Source organism: Phaeacidiphilus oryzae TH49 (assembly GCF_000744815.1).
Taxonomy (GTDB): domain Bacteria; phylum Actinomycetota; class Actinomycetes; order Streptomycetales; family Streptomycetaceae; genus Phaeacidiphilus; species Phaeacidiphilus oryzae.
Genome location: NZ_JQMQ01000005.1, coordinates 1654099 through 1674786, shown reverse-complemented (window position 1 = coordinate 1674786; position 20688 = coordinate 1654099). Strand labels below are relative to the sequence as shown.

Genomic DNA, 20688 nt, shown 5'->3' with positions numbered 1-20688 from the left:
GGCGAAGTCGCGGACAAGGGGCGGGGAACCGCGCGGGCTGCCGCGCGGTTCCCCGCCCCTTCGATCGCCGGCGCGGTTCGCGGGAGACCCGCCCGCCGGCCGGGGTGCTCTCGCGGGCCTACTTCCAGATGTCGGTGATCGCGGTGGCCCCGGAGCTGCTGCCGGCCCTGGGCAGGCCGTACATGTCCTCCAGGGTGGCCAGGACGTTGTAGTGGTCGACGGTCTCGCCGTACTTGCCGGGGGCGACCGGCTGGCCGGTGATGATCGTCGGGATCTGGTTGCTCTCGCTGTAGTCGTCCTCGTCCCAGTCCACCACCAGCACGCTGTTGTGGGTCTGCGCCCAGGTCGCGTAGCCGGAGAGGTTGTTCTTCAGCCAGGTGTCCGCCTGGGCGATGGTCCCGTCGTGCATGTCGTCGTTCAGGTTCGGGATGACGAAGGAGAGCGTCGGGAGCTTGCTGTAGTCGGTCGGGAAGGCGGAGAACGGCTGCGAGTCGGAGCCCGGGACGTTGCTGAAGTTCACCCAGGGCGCGTGCTTGCGGGCGTACGCGCCGGAGGTGCAGACCGTCGAGCCGGCCGACGGCAGGCCCTCCGAGTAGCCGGTGAAGGTGCGGCCGGCGGCCAGCAGCTCCGAGCCGAGGTTGGCCGCGCTGCCGGCGTTCACCGGGCAGGCGTCCGAGGTCAGCCCGTCGGTGCTGCCGGAGAAGAGCGCCATGTAGTTCGGCTCGCTGGGGTGGGTGACGGCGAACGAGGAGGTGAGCGAGGCTCCCTGGGCGGCCAGGGAGTTGAGGTAGGGGGCGCTCGAACTCCCGATGATGTCGGAGTACGAGTGGTTCTCCTCCAGTACGACCACCACGTGGTCGGGGGTCGGCACGCTGCTCGCGGCGGGGCGGGCCGCGGGGGCGTCGGAGGCTGTGGCGGGCCGGGCGCCGTGGGCGCCGGGCGCGGCGGCGAGGCCGCCCAGCACGGCTGCGGCGGCCAGCGCGGCGGTGGTCCAGGTCTTGCGCGTTGCCCAGGCCTTGCGCGGCGTCGTGGTGCGCATCGGGACTCCACGGGGTGAGGCGACAGGGGGCGTGCGAGGGTGCGCAGGAAGCATCGCCCGCCCGGGCCGCCCCCGGAAGGTCGAGTACATGCCAAAGCCGTGAACGTTCGGTAACGGAACTCCCGTCGCGGGCGGCCGTCATGACCGAGGGTCAGGATCCTCCCCTGCGCGCTCGGCGATCTCCCGCCAGCCGCGGGTGACCCGGGTCGCCTCCCGGGCCGCGAGCTCCCCGTCCCCGCCGCGGACCGCCTCGACCAGGCCATCGTGCTCGACGTACCGGTCCGGACGCAGCTCGGAGCCGACGTCGAAGCGCAGATGGGCGCGCAGCACCTCGCCCAGGTCGGCGTAGACCGCGCTCAGCACCTCGTTGTGGGCGGCCGCCACCACCGCCTGGTGGAGCGCCGCGTCCGCCTGCACGAAGGCCTCCGGATCGCCGGACCGCCAGGCGGTCTCCCGCCGCTCCCGGGCCGCGTCGAGCAGCTTGAGGTCGGCGGCGGTGCGGCGCCCGGCGGCCAGCCGCGCCGCCGAGGCCTCCAGGACCGAGCGGAGCTCGGCCACCTGCGCCATGTCCGTGTCCGCGAACCGCCGGTGCATCACCCCGGCCAGTTCGCTGGTGGCCCGGACATAGGTGCCCGAGCCCTGTCGGATGTCCAGCAGCCCGTTGTGCGCCAGTGCCCGGACGGCCTCCCGGACGGTGTTCCGGGCCACCCCGAGCTGCTCGACCAGCTCCGGCTCGGTGGGGATCCGCGAGCCCACCGGCCACTCTCCGGACGCGATCTGCGCGCGCAGCTGGGCGATCACCTCGTCGGCCAGCCGGGTACGCCGGGCGGAGCTCAGTGCCATCGGTCTTCCACTCCCAGGACTCGGACTCTCCAGGACCACTCCTCGGCCCCTCGCGGCATCGCACGGGACATCCTGCTGGATATCGCGCTGGAGATCGCACTGGACAAGGATTCGTCCCATGATTCTATGATGGCCGGTATGGCCGAGACAGACCACCACGCCGACCACCACCCCGAGCACCACGTCGACCATCACCCCGAGCAGTCCGTCGCGGAACGCGGATCCGAGCCGCGCCCCCACTCCGTCCCTGCCAGCGGGACCGTCCGCGGGAGCGTCCGCGGACCCGCCGGCGGAGCCGGCCGGCGCGCCCGCACCTGGCTGCCGGCCCTGGCGATGATCGCTGCCGCCTTCAACCTCCGCCCGGCGGTGACCAGCCTCGGCCCCCTCCTCGACCAGGTCCGGCACTCCCTGGGGATGAGCGGCGCCGTCGCCGGGCTGCTCACCTCGGTGCCCTCGGTCTGCTTCGCGCTCTTCGGCGTGCTGGCGCCGATGGTCGCCCGCCGGGTCGGCCCGGCCGCGACGGTGCTGCTCGGCATGGTCGCCGTGGCGGCCGGTCTGGCGACCCGGTCGCTGGCCCCGAACACCCCCGTCTTCCTCCTCCTCAGCGCGGTAGCGCTGGCCGGCATCGCGGTCAGCAACGTGCTGATGCCGGTGCTGGTGAAGCGCTTCTTTCCGGACCGGATCGGCCCGATGACGGGCGTCTACTCGATGGCGCTGTCGGCCGGCACCGCGGCGGCCGCGGCGGCGACCGTCCCGCTCACCGGTGCCCTCGGCGGGAACTGGCAGCCGGGGCTCGCGCTGTGGGCGATCCCCGCGGCGGTCGCGGTACTGGCCTGGATCCCGCGCGTCCGCGACGGCGCCCGGCCCCGCGCCCGCACCCCTCGCCGCCCTGATCCGGCGTCAGGGGCCGCTTCGACGACCACCCGTACGGGTGAAATCCGGGCCGGTCGCACCCGGATCGGCGTGACCCGCTCCCGCACCGCCTGGTTCCTCGCCGTCTTCTTCGGCCTCCAGGCCACCGCCGCCTACGTGACCATGGGCTGGCTGCCGCAGATCTACCAGGACGCCGGGGTCTCCGCGGCCTACTCCGGCCTGCTGCTGGCGATCACCATGGCGGTCAGCGCGCCCCTCTCCTTCGTGCTGCCCGCGCTCGCCGCCAGGCGGCCCGACCAGGGGCCGTTCGTCGTGCTGCTGGCCGCCGCCGGACTGGTCGCCTACGCCGGGCTGTGGCTGGCGCCGGCCTCCGTCCCGGTCCTCTGGGCGCTGCTCGCGGGCCTGGCCAACTCCGCCTTCCCGCTCGCCCTGACGATGATCGGGCTGCGCGCCCGGGGGCAGGCGGGGGTGGCCGAGCTGTCCGCCTTCGCGCAGTCCGTCGGCTATCTGATCTCGATACCGGGGCCGATGCTCGTCGGCGTCTTCTACCAGCACACCGGCGGCTGGACGGTGCCGCTGGCCTTCATGGCCGTGCTGCTCCTCCCGCAGGCGGTGGCCGGCTGGCTCGCCGGGCGCCCCCGGTATGTGGAGGACGAGGCGACGGTGGCAGACTAGCCGCCATGCCAGTGCTCGAACCGAACCCGACCGGCGGCAACCGGAAGCTGCTCCTGGTCTTCGCCACCATCATCGGGATCTTCGTCGTGATCGCGATCATCGCGACCATCGCCTCGAATATGGGATAGCCGATCGACGGGCGGCCGCGCTCGCCGTGACCGTGCTTCTTCTGCGAAGCTGTCGGCATGAGCGTCGATACGCCCCGAAGGATCATCGTCCTCCGGCACGCGAAGGCGGATTGGCCTTCGGTGCCCGACCAGGAGCGGCCGCTCGCCGACCGCGGTCGCCGGGACGCCCCCAATACGGGCCGCTGGCTGGCGAGTTCCGGCATCGAGCCGGAGCTCGCGCTCTGCTCCCCGGCCGAACGGACCAGGGAGACCTGGAAGCTGGTCGCCCACGAGCTCCCGCACCGGCCGCGCACGGTGTACGACGAGCGGCTCTACGAGGCGAGCCCGGGCGAGCTGATCACGGTGGTCCAGGAGACCCCGGAGGACGTCGGCACCGTGCTGGTCATCGGGCACAACCCGGGGGTGCAGGGGCTGGCCGAGGTGCTCGCGGGCGAGGCCGAGGCGGAGGCGCTCGGCCGGCTGCGGCAGACCGGCTTCCCGACGGCGGCGGTGGCCGTCCTGGAGCACGACGGCTCCTGGAAGTCCGTGGAGCCCGGCTCCGCCCGGCTCACCACTTTCTACACCCCGAAGGACTGACGGGGGCGCGGGCCGCGACCTCCACGACTTCCGCGGCCCCACGACTTCCGTCACCCCAGGACTTCCGTCACCCCCACGACGGCCCCGGCGGCCTCCGCGCCTCCGCCGCGTGTCCGAGACCGGACACCCACCCCACTCCGCCGCACCCGGCAACGGAGTTCCGAGCGACGACTCGGACGCCGTCGCCGGGTGCGCTGCCGTAGGGGGCTGTGCTCGGGTTCCGCGGTTCTGAGCTGTGCCCGCGCCCTCCTCCGGATCGCCGCTGCCCACTCGCTGCCCCGCCGCTGACCTGCCGCTCCGGCGCCGTCCCCGCGCGGGGGCAGGGCCGGAACCGATCCGGAACTGACGGGGCATAAGGAACCTTGCGTGCCAGTTGTGTTGACACTGTGTCACTGCTTGTCGTTCACTGCTCGATGGCGATCCCCGGCAACGTCGGCCACACGTCTCCCAGAGGCGGACAACGTTGTCAGGCCGCCCCACGTCGTCGACAGGAGAACGCGATGGCAAGACCAGCACGTGCACCGTCGTCAAGGCTGAAGACCGCGCTGGCCGGAGTGTCCGCGCTGGCGGTCGGAGTCCTCTCGGCCCAGGCGCTCGCCGCCGGCCCGGCCCAGGCGGCCGCCCCGGCCCTGGTGAGCGACCCGGCCTCCCTGGTCAACCCGATCATCGGCACCTCGGGCGCGGTGGACACCTTCCCCGGCGCCGACATGCCGTACGGAATGCTCCAGTGGAGCCCGGACACCACTCCCGACCGCCCGTCCGGCGGCGGTTACGAATACAACGACAGCAAGTACCTGGGCTACAGCCTCACCCACATCTCCGGGCCGGGCTGCGGGGCCGGCGGCGATCTGCCGATCCTGCCCTGGACCGGTGACCTCTCCGGGAACCTGGGCAGCACCTCGGTCGGCTTCTCGCACGACAACGAGACCGCCAAGGCCGGGTACTACAAGCTCACCGACAATGCCGGGGTCGGCACTGAGCTGACCACCACCACCCGGGCCGGCGTGGGCCGCTTCACTTTCCCGGCCGGCACCCCGGCCCAGCTGCTGCTGAAACTCAGCGGCGGCGCCACGAAGATAGACGGCACCCGCGCGCAGATCGTCGGCGACAACGAAGTGACCGGCGCCATCGACAGCGGTCACTTCTGCGGGGCGAGCAACACCTACACCCTTCACTTCGATATCAAGTTCGACAAGTCGTTCACCAAGAGCGGTACCTGGACCGGTACGACGGTCAACTCGAACGCCACCGCGCTGAAGGCGGGCAGCCCGCAGCAGAGCACCCCGACGGCGAGCACCAGCAAGCCGGCGCTGCGGGAGAAGCACTTCACCGTCCCCAGCCAGACCTCGCCGACCCTCCACGGCAGCGGCTCGACCACCCCCAGCAGTCCGCCGGTCACCGGCGCCAACGGGGTCTACCTCGGCTTCGCCGCGGGCAGCACGGTCACCGCCCAGGTCGGCATCTCCTACACCTCGGACGCCAACGCGACCCTCAACCGCACCACCGAGCTGAAGGGCCAGACCTTCGACTCCGTGCGCCAGGCCGCCCACGACGCCTGGAACAAGGAGCTCGGCCGGATCCGGGTCGGCGGCGGCAGCACCGACCAGCAGACGCAGTTCTACACGGCGCTCTACCACGCGCTGCTGCACCCCAATGTGTTCTCCGACGTCAACGGGCAGTACGCCGGAATGGACCACCAGACCCACACTCTGGCCAAGGGGCAGCACGCGCAGTACGCCAACTACTCCGGCTGGGACACCTACCGGTCGCAGACACAGCTGATGGCCATGGTCGACCCGACCGTCGCCTCGGACGTGGCCACCTCGATGCTCAACGGCTACGACCAGACCGGCATCCTGCCGAAGTGGGCGCAGAACAACGGCGAGAGCTACGTCATGGTCGGTGACCCGGCCGACGGGATCATCGCCGACGCGTACGCCTTCGGCGCCCGGAACTTCAACACCTCGCACGCCCTCCAGGCGATGGCCTACCAGGCCACCCACAGCAACAACGACCGCCCCGGCGAGGCGGTCAGGGACGCCAAGGGCTACCTCCCGATCGACGGTTCGAACTGGGGCTGCTGCAACTTCTACGGCCCGGTCTCGACCCAGGAGGAGTACGACACCGCCGACTACGCCATCGCCGCCCTCGCCAAGTCGCTCGGCCAGCAGGGGACTTACCAGAAGTTCGCGAGCCGGGCGCAGGACTGGCAGAACGTCTTCGACCCGCAGAGCGGCTACCTCCAGGCGAAGCTGGCCAGCGGAGCCTTCGCGCCGGGCTTCACCCCGGGCACCTCGAACGGCTTCGTCGAGGGCACCTCGGCCCAGTACACCCCGATGATCCCGTTCAACATCGAGGGCCTGATCAAGTCCCGCGGCGGCGACGACGCCTGGAACAGCTACCTGGACAGCCTGTTCACCGACCTGACGAACCCGTCCTCCACCAACGCCGACATGTCCAACGAGCCCTCCCTGGAGATCCCCTGGGAGTACGACTGGACCGGCCAGCCGTGGAAGGCCCAGCAGGTGGTCCGGGACGTGCAGCAGAAGCTGTGGTTCAACGCCCCGGTCGGCTCCTTCGGCAACGACGACCTGGGCGCGATGTCCTCCTGGTACGTCTGGTCCGAGCTGGGGATGTACCCGGAGACCCCGGGCACCGACACCCTGGCCCTGGGCAGCCCGGTCTTCCCGGTCGCCAAGGTCGCCACCGGCAAGGGCACGCTGAACATCAACGCCCCGGCCGCGGCCACCGGCAGCCCGTACGTCCAGTCCCTCAGCGTCAACGGCAAGGCCTGGAACAAGCCGTGGCTCAGCTACGCCTCCCTGGCCAACGGCGGGACCATGGACTACGGCCTCGGCTCCACCCCGAACACCTCCTGGGGCTCGGACCCGTCCGCCGTGCCGCCCTCCGACTCGACCGGGGCGCGGGCGGTGCTCGCCTCCAGCGACGCCGGGCTGATCCTCGCCCCGGGCGCGCAGGGCAGCTCCAGCGTCAACCTGCGGAACACCTCGGACTCGCCGGTGACCGTCTCCTGGACGGCGACCCCGCCGAGCGGCGTCACCCTGGACAGCACCAGCGGCAGCCTGACCGTGCCGGCGAACGGCACCGCCAAGGCCGACATCAAGATAACCGCCGGCCAGACCGAGGGCAGCTACTCCGTCCCGATCGCGCTCAGCACCTCCTCCGGTGACCTGCCGGGCGTGGTCCTGGGCCTGGACATCGCCAAGCCGGGGGAGCTCTGGCCGTACCAGAGCAACACCGGGGTCTACGCCGACGGGGCCACCTTCACCGGCGGCTTCGACGACGAGGGCTGGGCGTACTCGCAGAACCAGCTGACCGCCAACGGCGTCGCCACCGGCGGCACGGTGACCGCGGACGGCATCACCTACAACTGGCCCGGCGGCACCGGGAAGCCCGACAACATCGAGACCTCCGGGCAGACCATCCCCTTCACGGCTCCGGCCGGGGCGGCCTCGATCGGCTTCCTGGGCGCCGGCACCAACTCGCCGTCGGCCGGGTCCAAGGCGACCGTGACCGTCACCTACACCGACGGCAGCACCTCGACCGGGACCCTGGTCTTCTCGGACTGGACGCTGAACGCCGGCTCCAGCCAGGCCGCGGCCGGCGACACGGTGGTGGCCAAGACCGCGTACCGGAACACCGCCAGCGGTGGCCGGGACCAGGTCAACACCTATGTGTTCGCGGACAAGCTCCCGCTCACCGCGGGCAAGACGGTGGCCAGCGTGACCCTGCCGGCCGCCGACAGCGGGACGCTCCACGTCTTCGCCGTCGGCTTCGGCAGCTGACGCCGGCGACCTAGCGGATCCGCCGGCGCCTCGGCCGGCGGATCAGCCGGCGGTCAGCCGGCGGCAAGAGGGGCGGGGGTGGTGGTCGACTCGACCGCCACCCCCGCCTCCTCGACCTCCTCGCGGGTGACCCCGAGGAGATAGAGGACCGTGTCGAGGAACGGCACGTTCACCGCGGTGTCCGCGGCCTGGCGGACGACCGGCTTGGCGTTGAAGGCCACGCCCATCCCCGCCGCGTTCAGCATGTCGAGGTCGTTGGCCCCGTCGCCGATCGCGACCGTCTGCTCCAGCGGGACGCCCGCCTCGGCGGCGAAGCGGCGCAGCATCCGGGCCTTGCCGGCCCGGTCCACGATCTCGCCGACCACCCGGCCGGTGAACTTCCCGTCCACCACCTCCAGGGTGTTCGCGGCGGCGAAGTCCAGCCCCAGCCGCTCCTGCAGGTGGTCCGTGACCTGGGTGAACCCGCCGGAGACCACGGCCACCTGGTAGCCCAGCCGCTTCAGGGTGCGGATCAGGGTCCGCGCGCCCGGGGTGAGCCGCACCTCCCCGCGCACCTTGTCGGTGACCGAGGCGTCCAGACCCGCCAGCAGCGCGACCCGGGCGCGCAGGGACTCCGCGAAGTCCAGCTCCCCGCGCATCGCCGCGGCGGTGACCTCGGCGACCTTCGCCTCGCAGCCCGCGTGGGCGGCGAAGAGCTCGATCACCTCGTCCTGGATGAGGGTGGAGTCCACGTCCATCACGACCAGCCGCTTGGCCCGGCGGACCAGCCCCGAGCGGACCACGGCCACGTCCACGCCCTGCGCGGCGGCCTCGGCGGCCAGCGCCGACCTCAGCTCCTCGGTCGGCACGCCGGACACCGCCAGCTCCACGGCCGTCACCGGGTACTTCGCCAGCCGGAACACCCGGTCGATGTTGCCGCCGGCCTCGGTGATCCGGGCGGTCAGCGCGGAGACCGCGGTCGCGGTCAGCGGATGCCCGAGCACCGTGACATGTGAGCGGCCCTCGGCGCGCGGCCGGTTGTCGCCGGTGCCGGAGATGATCTCGGCCTGGAGGTGCTGCTCGTCCGCCCAGCGGTGGACGCCGGCCCGCAGCTCGCCCTCCCGGGTGAGCAGCCGGTCGGACGGCGGGGGCGTCACCAGCGCGCAGAGGACGATCCGCCCGCGGGTCACCACCTGCTCGATGTCTATGACCTCGACGCCGAACTCGGCCAGCATGCGGAAGAGACCGGAGGTGATTCCCGGCCGGTCCTTCCCGAACACCTTGACCAGCAGGGTACGCGCGGCCGTCTCGTCGCCGGCCGCTGTGCGATTCGCATCCATGGTGACCCCAACGCTACTGCGTCCCGGTTACACGCTGATCACGGGGCCGCCCCGGCATCCGGTCCGGCACCGGCCCCTGCCTGGGCCTGCGGCCCCTGCCTGCGCCTGCGGCCGCCGCGCCGGGGAGGGCGCCTCCGCGGTCAGCGGTAGGGGTTGTCCTCCGGGGGCCCCGGAGGGAGGTTCGGGGGCAGCGGCAGCGCTCCGTACGAGCTGCCCGCCGGGCGCTCCGCGGCCGGCGGGGGCGGGGGCGTCTCGAAGCCCGGCCCGCGCGGCGGCTCGGCCGCCCGCGCCGAGACCGTCCCCGGCCGCTTGCCCTCCGCGAAGCGCAACACCAGCAGCGCCCCGAGGAACCCCGCGACCGCCCCCTCGACCAGTCCCAGCACCAGTGCCAGCCCCACGTTCCCGCTGATGCTCAGCGCCGCACCGGTCGCGTTGAACCCGAAGACCGAGACGTCGGCGTTGACCGACACCGCCGCCAGCGCCACCATGCACGGCGTCGCCACGGCCATCGCGACCCCCACCCGCGCCCCGATCACCGCGGCCTCGGCCACCCGGGACCGCGCCGCCGCGCCCACCGGCGTCCGCACCGCCGCGAACATCCCGATCAGGACCAGCAGCAGCGCCACCGCCACCACCAGCAGCCAGACCCTGCCGTCCATCCCGGCCAGCGCGGAGACGGTGATGTCCCGGCCCCCGCCGCCCTTCAGCAGGTCGCGCACCTGCGCCGGCAGCAGGGCGCTCAGCGCCCCGGAGGACTGGCCGTGCAGGGGGACGCCCATCCCCAGCGGCACCGCCAGGAAGACCCCGTTCGGCGTGCCGAGCAGCACTCCGCCCACGGCGGCCTTGCCGCCCTTGCCGGCGACCCCGTCGATCAGCCCGGCCGCCGCCCCCGCACAACAGGCCCAGAGCACGGCGCTGACCACGGCGGACGCCGTCGGCCGCACCCCCGTGCGGAGGAGCCCAAGAGTCCCCGGCAGCACCGCGGCCCGCCGCGAGACCAGGAGGGACAGCGCCAGCACCGCCAGGACGAATACCAGCGCGGCCCCGATCGTCGCCCATACGTCGACCTTGAAGCCGACCGTGGGCTGGGCGCCGGTCACCTGCCCGATGATCCCGCCCAGACCGCCGAGCCGCCGCCGGAGCCCCGGACCCGCCGGAGCCCGACCCCGAGCCGCCCCCAGCAGACCGCCGAGGCCGCCCAGCAGGCCGCCGCCGGACCCGCCGGACCCGCCGGAGCCTGAGCCGGACCCGCCCGACCCTCCCAGCACATCGTTCAGCTTGATGGCGATCTGCCCGTCACCGGCCCAGCCCACGATCCCGGCCAGCATCAGGAAGGCCACCGCCGCGCTGCCGGCGCGCAGCGCCAACTCCCCTGCCCCGACGGTCAGTCGGCGCCGCAGCGGCCGGCTGAAGAACCAGCCCAGGGTGACCGCCCCGGTCACCGTCACGCCCAGCGGGACGATGTCGATCGCGCCGGCCGCGCCGGCCGCGTCCAGCCCGAAGACCTTGAGGTCGCCGGTGGGGCTGACCGTTCCGCCGACCGCCATGGCCATCACCGCCGCGGTGGCCGCGGAGAGCGAGGCGTACCTGCCCACGCCGACCAGCCAGAGGCCCAGCGAGGCGATCCCCGCCATCACCACGAACGCCCAGGCCGCCGCGCTCGCCGACTGGACGACCGCGAGCAGCGGCCGGAACCCGGCCCGCCCCTGCGGCGGCCCCGGCGCTCCCGACGGACCACGGTGCTGATAGACCGTCATCTCTCCCCCCAGCCCTGCACGTTCCTGTCCCGCCCGTCCCAGCGCTGCCGGGCGCGCTTGCGTAGTCCGGTCCGGACTCTACGCTCATCCACCGTCCGAACTGCGAGCCAGGTTCCCGCCGCCACGCCGGAGCTGGAATCATTTCCGTTGTCAGCCGCCATCCCTAAACTGCCCCCAGTAATCGTGGGGGGACTACTCGGGGGACCGCATCGTGGAGCAATCGTCAGTACCCGTCGCGCCTGAGCTCGTTCTGGAGGCCGCCGGACGGCGGCTGACGCTCGACCCGGAGCGCAGCTACCGGATCGGCCGGGATCCGCAGTCGGACCTGGTCCTGGAGGACTCCCGGGTGTCCTGGCGGCATGCCACGGTGAGCCACGGGCGGTTCGGCTGGGTGCTGGAGGACCGGGGGAGCACCAACGGCACCTTCCTGGACGGCCGGCGGCACACCCAGGTGGTGCTGGACAACGGCGCGGTGGTGGCGCTGGGCAACCCGGAGAACGGCCCGCGGCTCAACTTCGCCGCTGCTCACCCGCGTCCCGAGGCGCGTCCCGAGTCCCGTCCCCAGCCTGCGCCGCAGGCGCGACGGCAGCCGCAGCAGGCGGCACGGGACGGCGCGCGGAGCGTCTCCGCGCGCGACCGTGCGCGTCCGTCCGCCGCCGCCCCCGCGGGGTCCGCGCCCCCCTCGCAGGTGCCGCATCAGGGGCCGGCCCAGGGTCCGGTCGCGGCCCCCGTCCCGGTCACCCCGGGCCAGACCGGGATGACCCCGGTCTACGGCGTCCGCAGCCCCAGCATGGTGCGCAACCTGGCGCACGGGATGCGCACCGTCCGGATAGGCCGCGGCCTCGACAACGAGCTGGTCGTCCCCGACCTCCAGGTCTCCCGGCACCACGCCGAGCTGCGCCAGCTCCCGGACGGCGGCTACGAGATCGCCGACCTGGGCAGCCACAACGGCACCTTCGTCAACGGCCAGCGAGTGCAGCACGCCCGCACCCTCAGCCCGACCGACATCGTCGGTATCGGCCACTCCACCTTCCGGCTGGTCGGCGACCGCCTGGAGGAGTTCGTCGACACCGGCGAGATCTCCTTCTCCGCCCGCCAGCTGACCGTCGAGGTCGAGCACAAGGGCCAGAAGAAGGTCCTGCTGAACAACGTCTCCTTCGGCGTCCCGGAGAAGTCGCTGGTCGCCGTGATCGGCCCGTCCGGCTCCGGCAAGTCCACCCTGCTCCGGGCGCTCACCGGCTACCGCCCGGCGGACGGCGGCGACGTCCTCTACGACGGCCGGAACCTCTACCGCGACTTCGCCGAGCTCCGCCAGCGCATCGGCCTCGTCCCGCAGGACGACATCCTCCACACCCAGCTGACGGTCCGCACCGCGCTGCGCTACGCGGCCCGGCTGCGCTTCCCCGGGGACACCGTGGCCGCCGAGCGCGAGGCCCGGGTCGAGGAGGTGCTGCGCGAACTCCGGCTGGAGAAGCGCGCCGAGAACCGGATCACCGCCCTCTCCGGCGGCCAGCGCAAGCGGGTCTCGGTCGCCCTCGAACTCCTCACCAAGCCCTCGCTGATCTTCCTGGACGAGCCCACCTCGGGCCTCGACCCGGGGATGGACCGCGAGGTGATGCAGATGCTCCGCGGCCTCGCCGACGACGGCCGTACGGTGCTCGTCGTCACCCACTCGGTGGCCGAACTCGCCCTCTGCGACCGGCTGCTGGTGATGGCCCCGGGCGGCGCGGTGGCGTACTTCGGCCCGCCCGAGGAGGCCCTCCACTTCTTCGGCTACGACTCCTGGGCGGACGTCTTCCAGGCCTTCGAGAACTACCCCGACCACGACTGGTCCGGCCGCTACCGCGGCAGCGTCCACTTCCAGATGTACTCCGCCGACCTGGAGGCCACGCCGCCGCAGTCGGCGAGCATAGAGCACCGCCGGGGGAGCAAGCCCAAACCGCAGTCCTGGGGCTCCCAGCTGGTCACCCTGGTGCGGCGGTACGGCGCGGTGATCGCCGCCGACCGCGGCTTCATGCTGCTGTCGCTGATCCTGCCGGCCGTGCTCGGCGTGGTCTCGATCCTGATCCCCGACTCACCGGGGTTCACGGTCGCCCCCGGCCAGCAGTTCAACGCCAACGCGGCCACCGTCCTCCTGCTGCTCGCCGTCGGCGCCTGCTTCTCCGGCGCCGCCAACTCGGTCCGCGAGCTGATCAAGGAGCGGGTCATCTACGAGCGGGAACGCGCCACCGGGCTGTCCCGCTCGGCCTATCTGATGTCGAAGATCCTGGTGCTGGGCGGGATCAGCGTCGTCCAGGGCGTCATCATCTGCGGGATCAACTTCTCGATCCGCAAGCTGCCCGCGCAGGGGCTGGTCGTGCCGTCCGCCCCGGCGATCGAGATGACCATAGCCGTGGTGCTGCTCTCCTTCGTCTCCATGCTCTTCGGGCTGGTCATCTCCTCGCTGGTGAAGACCGCCGAGAAGACCATGCCGCTGCTGGTGATGTTCGCCATCGTGCAGGTCGTCTTCACCGGCTCGCTCTTCCAGATCTTCGGCAGCGCCGGGGTGGAGCAGCTCTCCTGGCTGATGCCGTCCCGCTGGGCGGTGGCCATGCTCGCCGCCACGGCCGACCTCAACCACGTGATGCCGCCGTACGACACCCACCACAACCCGCCGATGGTGGACGCCCTGTGGGTGCACACGGCCACCCAGTGGTACGTGGACGCCGCCGCGCTCCTGGGCCTGGGCCTGGTCTTCGCCCTCTCCGTCCTCCGCCTCCTCCGCCGCCACGAACCGGAGGTCATGCGCAACCGCTGAGCGCGCTGAGCGCGGGCGCGCGGTGCCGTAGGCGCATGTAAGGGGCGCGGGGAGCTGCGCGCGCGGTCCACCACGGGGGCTCACCCGGCCGCGCGCTCCAAGTCGCCGCCCAGCAGCCGTCGCCCCGGGGCCGCGCGCCCCCGGCTCAGCGCCCGCCCCCGCGACAGCGGGAGCAGAGCGGGGCGGTGGGGGAGACCCGCGGAGCTACCCGCAGGAGCCCCTCGCCGCCCGCCCCGCGGAGTAGTGCCGCTCCGCCCAGGCCCCCAGGGCCTCCATCGCGGGCCCCAGCGCCGCCCCCGCCTCCGTCAGCCGGTAGTTGACGGCGAGCGGTGGACCCGGAACGACCTCCCGTACCACCAGACCCGCCTGGGCCAGCTCGGTCAGCCGGTCGGAGAGCATCCGCTCGCTGATCCCCGGAATCGCCCGCCGCAGCTCCGCGAACCGCGCCTGACGGCGCATCAGCACGGCGAGGATCAGACCCGTCCAGCGCTTGCCGAGGATGGAGAAGACTCTCGTCAGCGCCTCTCCGGCCCCGGCGCACGCATCAGCAGCCATGCGCCTATGCTAAGGCTCCGCCGTCCGGTGGCCTCGCCTTTCGTGCCCGGCCTCAACCCCGGAGCAGCAGGTTCAGGTCCCCGAACTCATGCCACAGGTACCGCTCCGCCAGCGCCGCGTCGTAGCAGCGGGCCAGCAGCTCCCGGCCGGCGATCGCCTCCAGCATCAGCAGGTGCGAGGCCCGCGGCTCGTGGAGGCCGGTCAGGATCCCGTCCACCGCCCGCACCCCGCGGTCCGGGGTCACCACCAGCTCGGTCCACCCGCTCGCCGCCTCCAGCGTGCCGCTCTCCGCCGCCACCGCGGACTCCAGTGCCCGCACCACGGTGGTGCCCACAGCGATCACCCGCCCCCCGCCCGCCCGAGCCGCCCGTACCGCCCGCGCGGTCGCCTCCGGCACCGTGTACCACTCGGCGTGCGGCGGCTCCCCGGCCTCCGCCGAGGCCACCCCGGTGTCCAGGACCAGCGGCACCACCAGCACACCCGCGCTGACCAGCTCGGTCACCATCCGGTCGGTGAACGGCCGCCCCGCGCTCGGCATCTCCGCGGACCCCGAGGCCGCCCGTCCGCGCAGCCGTTCCGCCGCCTCGGCGAACACCGTCTGATACGCCCCCACCGGCCGGTCTCGATCCGTGTAGCCGTACCGGATCGCCCGCCCGTGCCGCCGCAGATACCCCACCGCATCCGGCTCCGACAGTGCGGCCCGCCACAACCGCCGCCCCCCGTAAGCAGACTGACGCAGCGTCAACTCGGCGCCGGCAGGCAACCGCACGACCGTTCCGCTCCGCAGCCCCGCTCCGCCGCCGCGCGCCCACTCCACCGAGGCCCCGCCGCTCCCCGGCGCCCGCACCTCGACCACCCACTCGCCGCCGCCTCCGCGCCACCGCGTGGAGAAGTGGACGACGACCGGCTCGCCCGCGGCAAGCTCCCCGTCCACCGCCGCCGGCAGCGTCGCCGACACATTGACGACCACCACGTCCCCGGCCCGCAGCAGCCCCGGCAGCTCACGGAAGCGGTGGTGGCTCACCTCCGTGCCGCTGCCCACCAGCAGCCGGACGTCGTCCCGCCCGTCCCCGCGCTCCTCCGCGGGCACCCGGGCCGACAGCTCCTCCGGCAGCACGAACCCGTCGAACCCCGTCTCCGCCAGCATCCCCTGACGCCCCATCAGCTCTCCGCTCCGATTCCCGTGCCGATTCCCGTGCCGATCCCCGTCCCGATCCCCGTCCGGATCTCCGCCGCCGAGTACCGGCCCCCGGCCACCTCCCGTGACGCCACCAGAGCCGCCAGCACCCGGGCCACCGCCTCCGGCTCGGCGCACCCGGACATGTCGTCGTCCGGCACCGCCGCCGCGTACAGCGCGGTCCGCATCTCGCCCGGATCCACCGCCCACACCCGTACCGCCGGCTCCTCCGCCGCCAGCACCGCCGACAGCTGGTCGAGGGCCGCCTTGGAGGCCCCGTAGCCGCCCCAGGCCGGGTACGCCTCCACCGCCGCGTCCGAGCTGATGTTCAGCACCGCGCCCGCACCCTCCCGCAGCAGCGGCAGGGCCCGCTGGATCAGCCCGAGCGGCGCCACCGCATTGACCTCCAGGGCCCGCCGGAACCCGTCCACCGGGAGCTCCGCGAGCCGCCGCAGCGGTTCGGCGCCCAGCGCGCTGGCGTTGTTGACCAGCAGGTGGAGGCCGCCCAACCGCTCTGCCGCGCTCACCAGTTCCTCCTGGTGCCGGCCGTCGGTGACGTCCCCGGCCACGGCCACCACCTGCCCAGCGCCTGCCCCCGGGCTCTCGCCTGCGCCCGCCGTCGCGCCGCGCCCCCGTACCGCCTCCCCGGCCGCCGCCAGCGCCTCCGCGCCCCGCGCGTCCAGCACCAGCGACCACCCCCGCGCCGCCAGCTCACCCGCCAGCGCGAGGCCCAGCCCGCGCGAAGCGCCCGTCACGATCGCCACCGGTCCCGCCATCACCGCGTCCGTCCTTCCCGTCCCTCGGCCGCCGCCCCCGTACGGGGTCCGCGGCCGTCCGTCGATCTCCGACGCTAGGACCGGAAGGGGACCAGCCGCCTCGGCCGCCCGCGGCCCGCAGCCCCGGCATTCGACCTACGCCCCCCGGCCGGTGCCGGCCCGGCCCGCGGCCCGATGCCTCCGCGATCACCCGGCGGTACCGTGACCGGTATGCCGACCGAGCAGACCCCGCCGACCACCCCGCCGGACCCCCTCAGGACCGCCGGGGCCGGGGCGGGCTGCGCCTGCTCCCCGGACAGCGGCACGCCCGGAGTCTCCACGCCCGGAGCCTCCACGTCCGGCGACCCCGCCCCCGGAGCCCCCGCCCCCGGCGACCCCTGCCTCGGCGGCATCGAGGCGGTCAGCTCCGCCGTCCTGGCGATGAGCCGCCACCTGGAGGTCCGCGAGGTCCTCCAGCGGATCGTCGGCTCCGCCCGCACCCTCCTCGGCGCCGAGTACGCGGCCCTCGGCGTGCCGGACGACAACGGCGGCTTCGCCCAGTTCGTCGTCGACGGCGTCACCGACGAGCAGTGGCGCGCCATCGGCCCGCTGCCCCGCCAGCACGGCGTCCTCGCCGCGATGCTCCACGAGGCGACCCCCACCCGCCTGGCCGACGTCCGCCGCGACCCGCGCTTCGGCGGCTGGCCAAGCGCCCACCCCGAGCTGCGGGACTTCCTCGGCGTACCCGTCCTCGACGGCGACGAGATCGTGGGCGCCCTCTTCCTCTCCAACAAGAAGGAGGACCCCAGCGGCGCCGGCTTCACCACCCACGACGAGGAACTCCTGCGCATCCTGGCCGCGCACGCCGCCCTCGCCCTCACCAACGCCCGCCTCTACGAGCGCAGCCGCGAGCTCACCCTGATCGGCGAGCGGGCCAGGATCGCCCACGAGCTGCACGACGCGGTCTCCCAGAAGCTGTTCTCGCTGCGCCTCACCGCCCAGGCCGCCGCCACGCTGATCGCCCGCGACCCGGAGCGGGCCCGCGCCGAACTCACCGAGGTGTCCCGGCTGGCGGCCGAGGCGGCCGACGAACTCCGCAGCGTGGTCGTCGAGTTGCGCCCGGCCGCGCTGGAGGAGGACGGCCTCCTCCTCACCCTCGCCTCCCAGGCCGACGTCCTCGACCGGGCGCACACCGCCGAGGTGGTCTTCGCCGCCGACCAGCGGATCCGCCCGCTCCCGCCCTCGCAGGAGGAGGCGGTCCTCAGGGTCGCCCAGGAGGCGCTGCACAACGCCCTCCGGCACTCCGGCGCCGGCCGGGTGGACCTCGAGTTCCGGGCCGGCGCGAGGAGTCCGCGGGGGGCGCTGCTCCGCGTCACCGACGACGGATCGGGCTTCGACCCGGCCGCCGTCCGCCGCGCCGGACGCCACCTCGGGCTGGTGTCCATGCGCGATCGGGCCGCCTCCATCGGCGGCGAACTCACGATCCGGTCCGAGCCCGGCAAGGGGACCGTCATCGAACTGGAGGTGCCCGGTGGCTGATGGCCGGATCAAGGTACTGATCGTCGACGACCACCAGGTGGTGCGGCGCGGTCTGCGCACCTTCCTGGAGGTGCAGGACGACATCGAGGTGGTCGGCGAGGCGGCCGACGGGGCCGAGGGAGTGTCCCTGGCCGAGACGGTCGCTCCCGACGTGATCCTGATGGACGTGGTGATGCCGGGGACGGACGGCATCGAGGCCCTCCGCGAGCTGCGCGCCCGCGGCGACCGGGCGAAGGTGCTGATCGTCACCAGCTTCACCGAGCACCGCACGGTGGTCCCGGCGCTGCGCGCGGGCGCCGTGGGCTACGTCTACAAGGACGTCGACCCGGACGCCCTCGCGGGCGCGATCCGCGCCGTCCACGCCGGCCACGTCCTCCTCCAACCCGAGCTGGCCGACGCCCTCCTGACCGAGGACCCGGCGCCGGAGGGCCGAGCCGGCTCCCTCACCGAACGCGAACGCGAGGTCCTGGCGCTGATCGCGGACGGCCGCTCCAACCGGGAGATCGCCCGGGCCCTCCACCTCTCCGAGAAGACGGTCAAGACCCACGTCTCCAACATCCTGATGAAACTAGACCTCGCCGACCGCACCCAGGCCGCGCTCTACGCAGTCCGCAACAACCTCACCTGACCCCGACCGCCCCGCCCGACCGCAGCGCCGAAGGCGCAAGTCAAGGGGCGCGGGGCTCGGTCATCCGCGTCACCGCCCCGAGCGCAGCGCCGAAGGCGCAAGTAAGGGGCGCGGGAACTGCGCGACCAGCCCGCTACGGCGCCGCACCCGGCATCGACGCCCCCGCCGCCCCGGTAGCCGCCGAAGCCCAGGGGGCCCGGGGGCCTCCCCCGGTTTCGGGAAGGGGCGGGTCCGGGGCACAGCCCGCCGCAGGCGAAACGCCCCGCCGCAGGCGAACAGCGCGCCCGCCGCAGGCGAACAGCCCGCCTACCCCCCGTCGACAAAAGAGTTATGCGCAGCAACCAGCGCCCGCCGCGCCGCCCGCTCCACCGGCCGCAGCGCCTGCTCCCGCATGGCCATCTCCCCGGCACTCACCGCCGCCCCCTCCCCACTCCGCGCGATAGCGACCAGCGCCGCCACCCGCCGAGCCCGCTCCAGCACCCGAGCCGCCCGAGGCGAGTACCCCGGCGCCAGCACCTCCGCCAACTCACCGCCGCCCCCGCGACCCCCGCCCCCGCCGCCGCCTCCGCGACCCCGCCCCCGCCCCCACTCCGCAGCAGCGCCCTCACCTCACCGGCCCGCGCGCCCCCCGCCACATCCAGTCGCAGCAGCAGCTCGGTGGCGTCCCGCATGGCCTCCAGCAGCTCCCGCTCCGCGTCCCCCAGCGCCGGAACGTCCGCCGGCGGCGCGTCGTCGCGCACGTCCAGGCACTGCCAGACGACCTCGGTGATGCCGTCCGCCTCGTCCTCTCCGGCCCCGTGCCAGGCGATCTCCGGCACGAACCCGATCCCGCCGCCGACCGCGAGCACCGCCTCGCCCGCCTCGATCGCCGCCGAGTTGAACGCGGCCGGTCCGCTCAGCCCGAGCGGATGCCCCGGCACCGGCAGCGCCAGCCGCAGCCCGGTGACTCCGCGCCCGCGCAGCCGTCCGAGCGCCAGGGTGAGTCCGCTCACTCCGCCGTCGGCCTCCCGCACCAGATGCCGGGTGTCGGTCCCGCGCACCGCGTCCGCGACGTCGTCCGGCGCGGCCGACCCCCCGAGCAGTGCGTTGCCCCACGCGACCAGCCGCCCGGACCGCGTGTCGCCGAACAGTATGTCGAGCCCGCCCTCCGTCCCTCCGTAGGACGCGTGCGAACCGTTGCTCTCCGGGAACTCCTGCATGGCGGTCAGCCTACGGACAACTCACCCGGGCTCGTGGCGTAGGTTTTCCTTTGCGACATCGCGCGCCGAGGAGCGCGGCGGTGTGCCGGGCGTGCCGAGTGCTGATGTACAGCGGATGAAGATGGGGAAGGCGTACGCAATGAGCGACGTGCTGGAGCTGGTCGACGTTTCCGTGGTCCGGGACGGCCGGCCGCTGGTGGACCACGTGTCCTGGGCGATCGCGGAAGGGGAGCGCTGGGTCGTGCTGGGCCCGAACGGCGCCGGCAAGACGACCCTCCTCCAGGTGGCCTCCAGCTATCTCTTCCCGTCCTCCGGCACGGCCGCGATCCTCGGTGAGAAGCTCGGCTCGGTCGACGTCTTCGAGCTGCGCCCGCGGATCGGCATGGCCGGCGCCGGCATGATCGACAAGCTGCCGCGCCGCCAGACCGTCCTGCAGACCGTCCTCACCGCCGCGTACGGAATGACCGCCGGCTGGCGCGAGGAGTACGAGGGCACCGACGAGGCCCGCGCCCTGGCGCTCCTCGACCGCCTGGGCATGGCCGGCTACACCGACCGCAAGTTCGGCACCCTCTCCGAGGGCGAGCGGAAGCGGGTGCTGATCGCGCGCGCCCTGATGACCGACCCCGAGCTCCTCCTCCTCGACGAGCCCGCCGCCGGCCTGGACCTCGGCGGCCGGGAGGACCTGCTGCGCCGCCTCGGCGCCCTGGCCCAGGACCCGCAGGCTCCCGCGATGGTGATGGTCACCCATCACGTGGAGGAGATCGCGGCCGGCTTCACCCACGTCCTGATGGTCCGTCAGGGCAAGGTGCTGGCCGCCGGTCCGATCGAGACCGAGCTGAGCGCCCGCAACCTCTCGCTCTGCTTCGGCCTGCCGCTCGAACTGGAGCAGTCCGGCGACCGCTGGACGGCTCGCGGCCTTCCCCTCTCGGTCGGCTGACGCGCCCTCAACTCCCACCGGGCGCGCACAACTTCACACTCCCTACCGGCTTTTCGCGCCCCTGCACGCGGAATGCCCCACTCCG

At 73.5% G+C, this 20688-nt stretch carries 15 protein-coding genes and 1 pseudogene; 8 read left to right on the top strand and 8 right to left on the bottom strand.

Features of this window, described 5'->3' with window-relative positions; genetic code table 11:
• Positions 1-118 precede the first annotated feature (118 nt).
• Both BS73_RS11725 and BS73_RS11720 read right to left on the bottom strand, forming a co-directional pair.
• Positions 119-1039 carry an alkaline phosphatase family protein gene (locus tag BS73_RS11725; RefSeq protein WP_084703976.1) on the bottom strand — a complete coding sequence of 307 codons (921 nt, stop codon included), beginning with the start codon at positions 1037-1039 and terminating at the stop codon, positions 119-121.
• A gap of 138 nt (positions 1040-1177) precedes the next feature.
• Complete coding sequence (locus BS73_RS11720) at positions 1178-1882, bottom strand: FadR/GntR family transcriptional regulator (protein WP_063836966.1); 705 nt, start codon at positions 1880-1882, stop codon at positions 1178-1180.
• A 138-nt stretch (positions 1883-2020) separates the two neighbouring features.
• On the opposite strand from BS73_RS11720, the gene BS73_RS11715 reads away from it, so the two are divergent.
• From BS73_RS11715 to BS73_RS11705, 4 genes are all read left to right on the top strand, one after another.
• The gene (locus tag BS73_RS11715) at positions 2021-3430 is read left to right on the top strand and encodes a CynX/NimT family MFS transporter (RefSeq protein ID WP_084704630.1); all 1410 of its coding nucleotides are present in this window, start codon (positions 2021-2023) and stop codon (positions 3428-3430) included.
• Between the two features lie 5 nt (positions 3431-3435).
• Positions 3436-3558, top strand: coding sequence for an SGM_5486 family transporter-associated protein (locus BS73_RS40325; protein ID WP_265736854.1), 123 nt, complete (start codon positions 3436-3438; stop codon positions 3556-3558).
• A gap of 57 nt (positions 3559-3615) precedes the next feature.
• Positions 3616-4134 (top strand): SixA phosphatase family protein, encoded by a 519-nt coding sequence (locus BS73_RS11710; protein WP_037571575.1) that lies wholly within the window; start codon positions 3616-3618, stop codon positions 4132-4134.
• A 500-nt stretch (positions 4135-4634) separates the two neighbouring features.
• Positions 4635-7940: a GH92 family glycosyl hydrolase gene (locus BS73_RS11705; RefSeq protein WP_051939828.1), complete on the top strand. Its 3306-nt coding sequence runs from the start codon at positions 4635-4637 to the stop codon at positions 7938-7940.
• A gap of 53 nt (positions 7941-7993) precedes the next feature.
• Here the strand turns inward: BS73_RS11705 and serB are convergent, their stop codons facing one another.
• Together serB and BS73_RS38185 are read right to left on the bottom strand one after the other, a co-directional pair.
• Positions 7994-9259, bottom strand: coding sequence for a phosphoserine phosphatase SerB (gene serB / locus BS73_RS11700; RefSeq protein WP_037571574.1), 1266 nt, complete (start codon positions 9257-9259; stop codon positions 7994-7996).
• Between the two features lie 140 nt (positions 9260-9399).
• On the bottom strand, positions 9400-11016 hold the full coding sequence (locus tag BS73_RS38185; RefSeq protein WP_051939827.1) for a streptophobe family protein: 1617 nt from the start codon (positions 11014-11016) through the stop codon (positions 9400-9402).
• A gap of 211 nt (positions 11017-11227) precedes the next feature.
• Between BS73_RS38185 and BS73_RS11690 the strand changes: the two genes are divergently transcribed.
• Complete coding sequence (locus tag BS73_RS11690) at positions 11228-13813, top strand: ABC transporter ATP-binding protein/permease (protein ID WP_037571572.1); 2586 nt, start codon at positions 11228-11230, stop codon at positions 13811-13813.
• A 204-nt stretch (positions 13814-14017) separates the two neighbouring features.
• Here BS73_RS11690 and BS73_RS11685 read toward each other — a convergent pair whose 3' ends face one another.
• From BS73_RS11685 to BS73_RS11675, 3 genes are read right to left on the bottom strand one after another with little or no spacing between them, the layout of a single operon-like run.
• A complete protein-coding gene (locus tag BS73_RS11685; RefSeq protein WP_037571571.1) occupies positions 14018-14368 on the bottom strand; it encodes a winged helix-turn-helix transcriptional regulator in 351 nt (116 codons plus the stop codon).
• A 52-nt stretch (positions 14369-14420) separates the two neighbouring features.
• The gene (locus BS73_RS11680) at positions 14421-15530 is read right to left on the bottom strand and encodes an S-adenosylmethionine:tRNA ribosyltransferase-isomerase (protein ID WP_152617587.1); all 1110 of its coding nucleotides are present in this window, start codon (positions 15528-15530) and stop codon (positions 14421-14423) included.
• Positions 15530-16321 (bottom strand): SDR family NAD(P)-dependent oxidoreductase, encoded by a 792-nt coding sequence (locus BS73_RS11675; RefSeq protein WP_051939826.1) that lies wholly within the window; start codon positions 16319-16321, stop codon positions 15530-15532. The genes BS73_RS11680 and BS73_RS11675 overlap by 1 nt, the downstream gene beginning before the upstream one ends.
• A gap of 420 nt (positions 16322-16741) precedes the next feature.
• On the opposite strand from BS73_RS11675, the gene BS73_RS11670 reads away from it, so the two are divergent.
• Both BS73_RS11670 and BS73_RS11665 read left to right on the top strand, forming a co-directional pair.
• Positions 16742-17839: a GAF domain-containing sensor histidine kinase gene (locus BS73_RS11670; RefSeq protein WP_084704629.1), complete on the top strand. Its 1098-nt coding sequence runs from the start codon at positions 16742-16744 to the stop codon at positions 17837-17839.
• Complete coding sequence (locus BS73_RS11665) at positions 17832-18467, top strand: response regulator (RefSeq protein ID WP_037571568.1); 636 nt, start codon at positions 17832-17834, stop codon at positions 18465-18467. Before BS73_RS11670 ends, BS73_RS11665 begins: the two co-directional genes overlap by 8 nt.
• Positions 18468-18773: 306 nt before the next feature.
• Here BS73_RS11665 and BS73_RS11660 read toward each other — a convergent pair.
• Positions 18774-19597, bottom strand: a pseudogene (locus BS73_RS11660) (hypothetical protein).
• 208 nt (positions 19598-19805) lie between these two features.
• Here BS73_RS11660 and BS73_RS11655 point away from each other — a divergent pair.
• Positions 19806-20603 carry an ABC transporter ATP-binding protein gene (locus tag BS73_RS11655; RefSeq protein ID WP_037571566.1) on the top strand — a complete coding sequence of 266 codons (798 nt, stop codon included), beginning with the start codon at positions 19806-19808 and terminating at the stop codon, positions 20601-20603.
• Positions 20604-20688 lie beyond the last annotated feature (85 nt).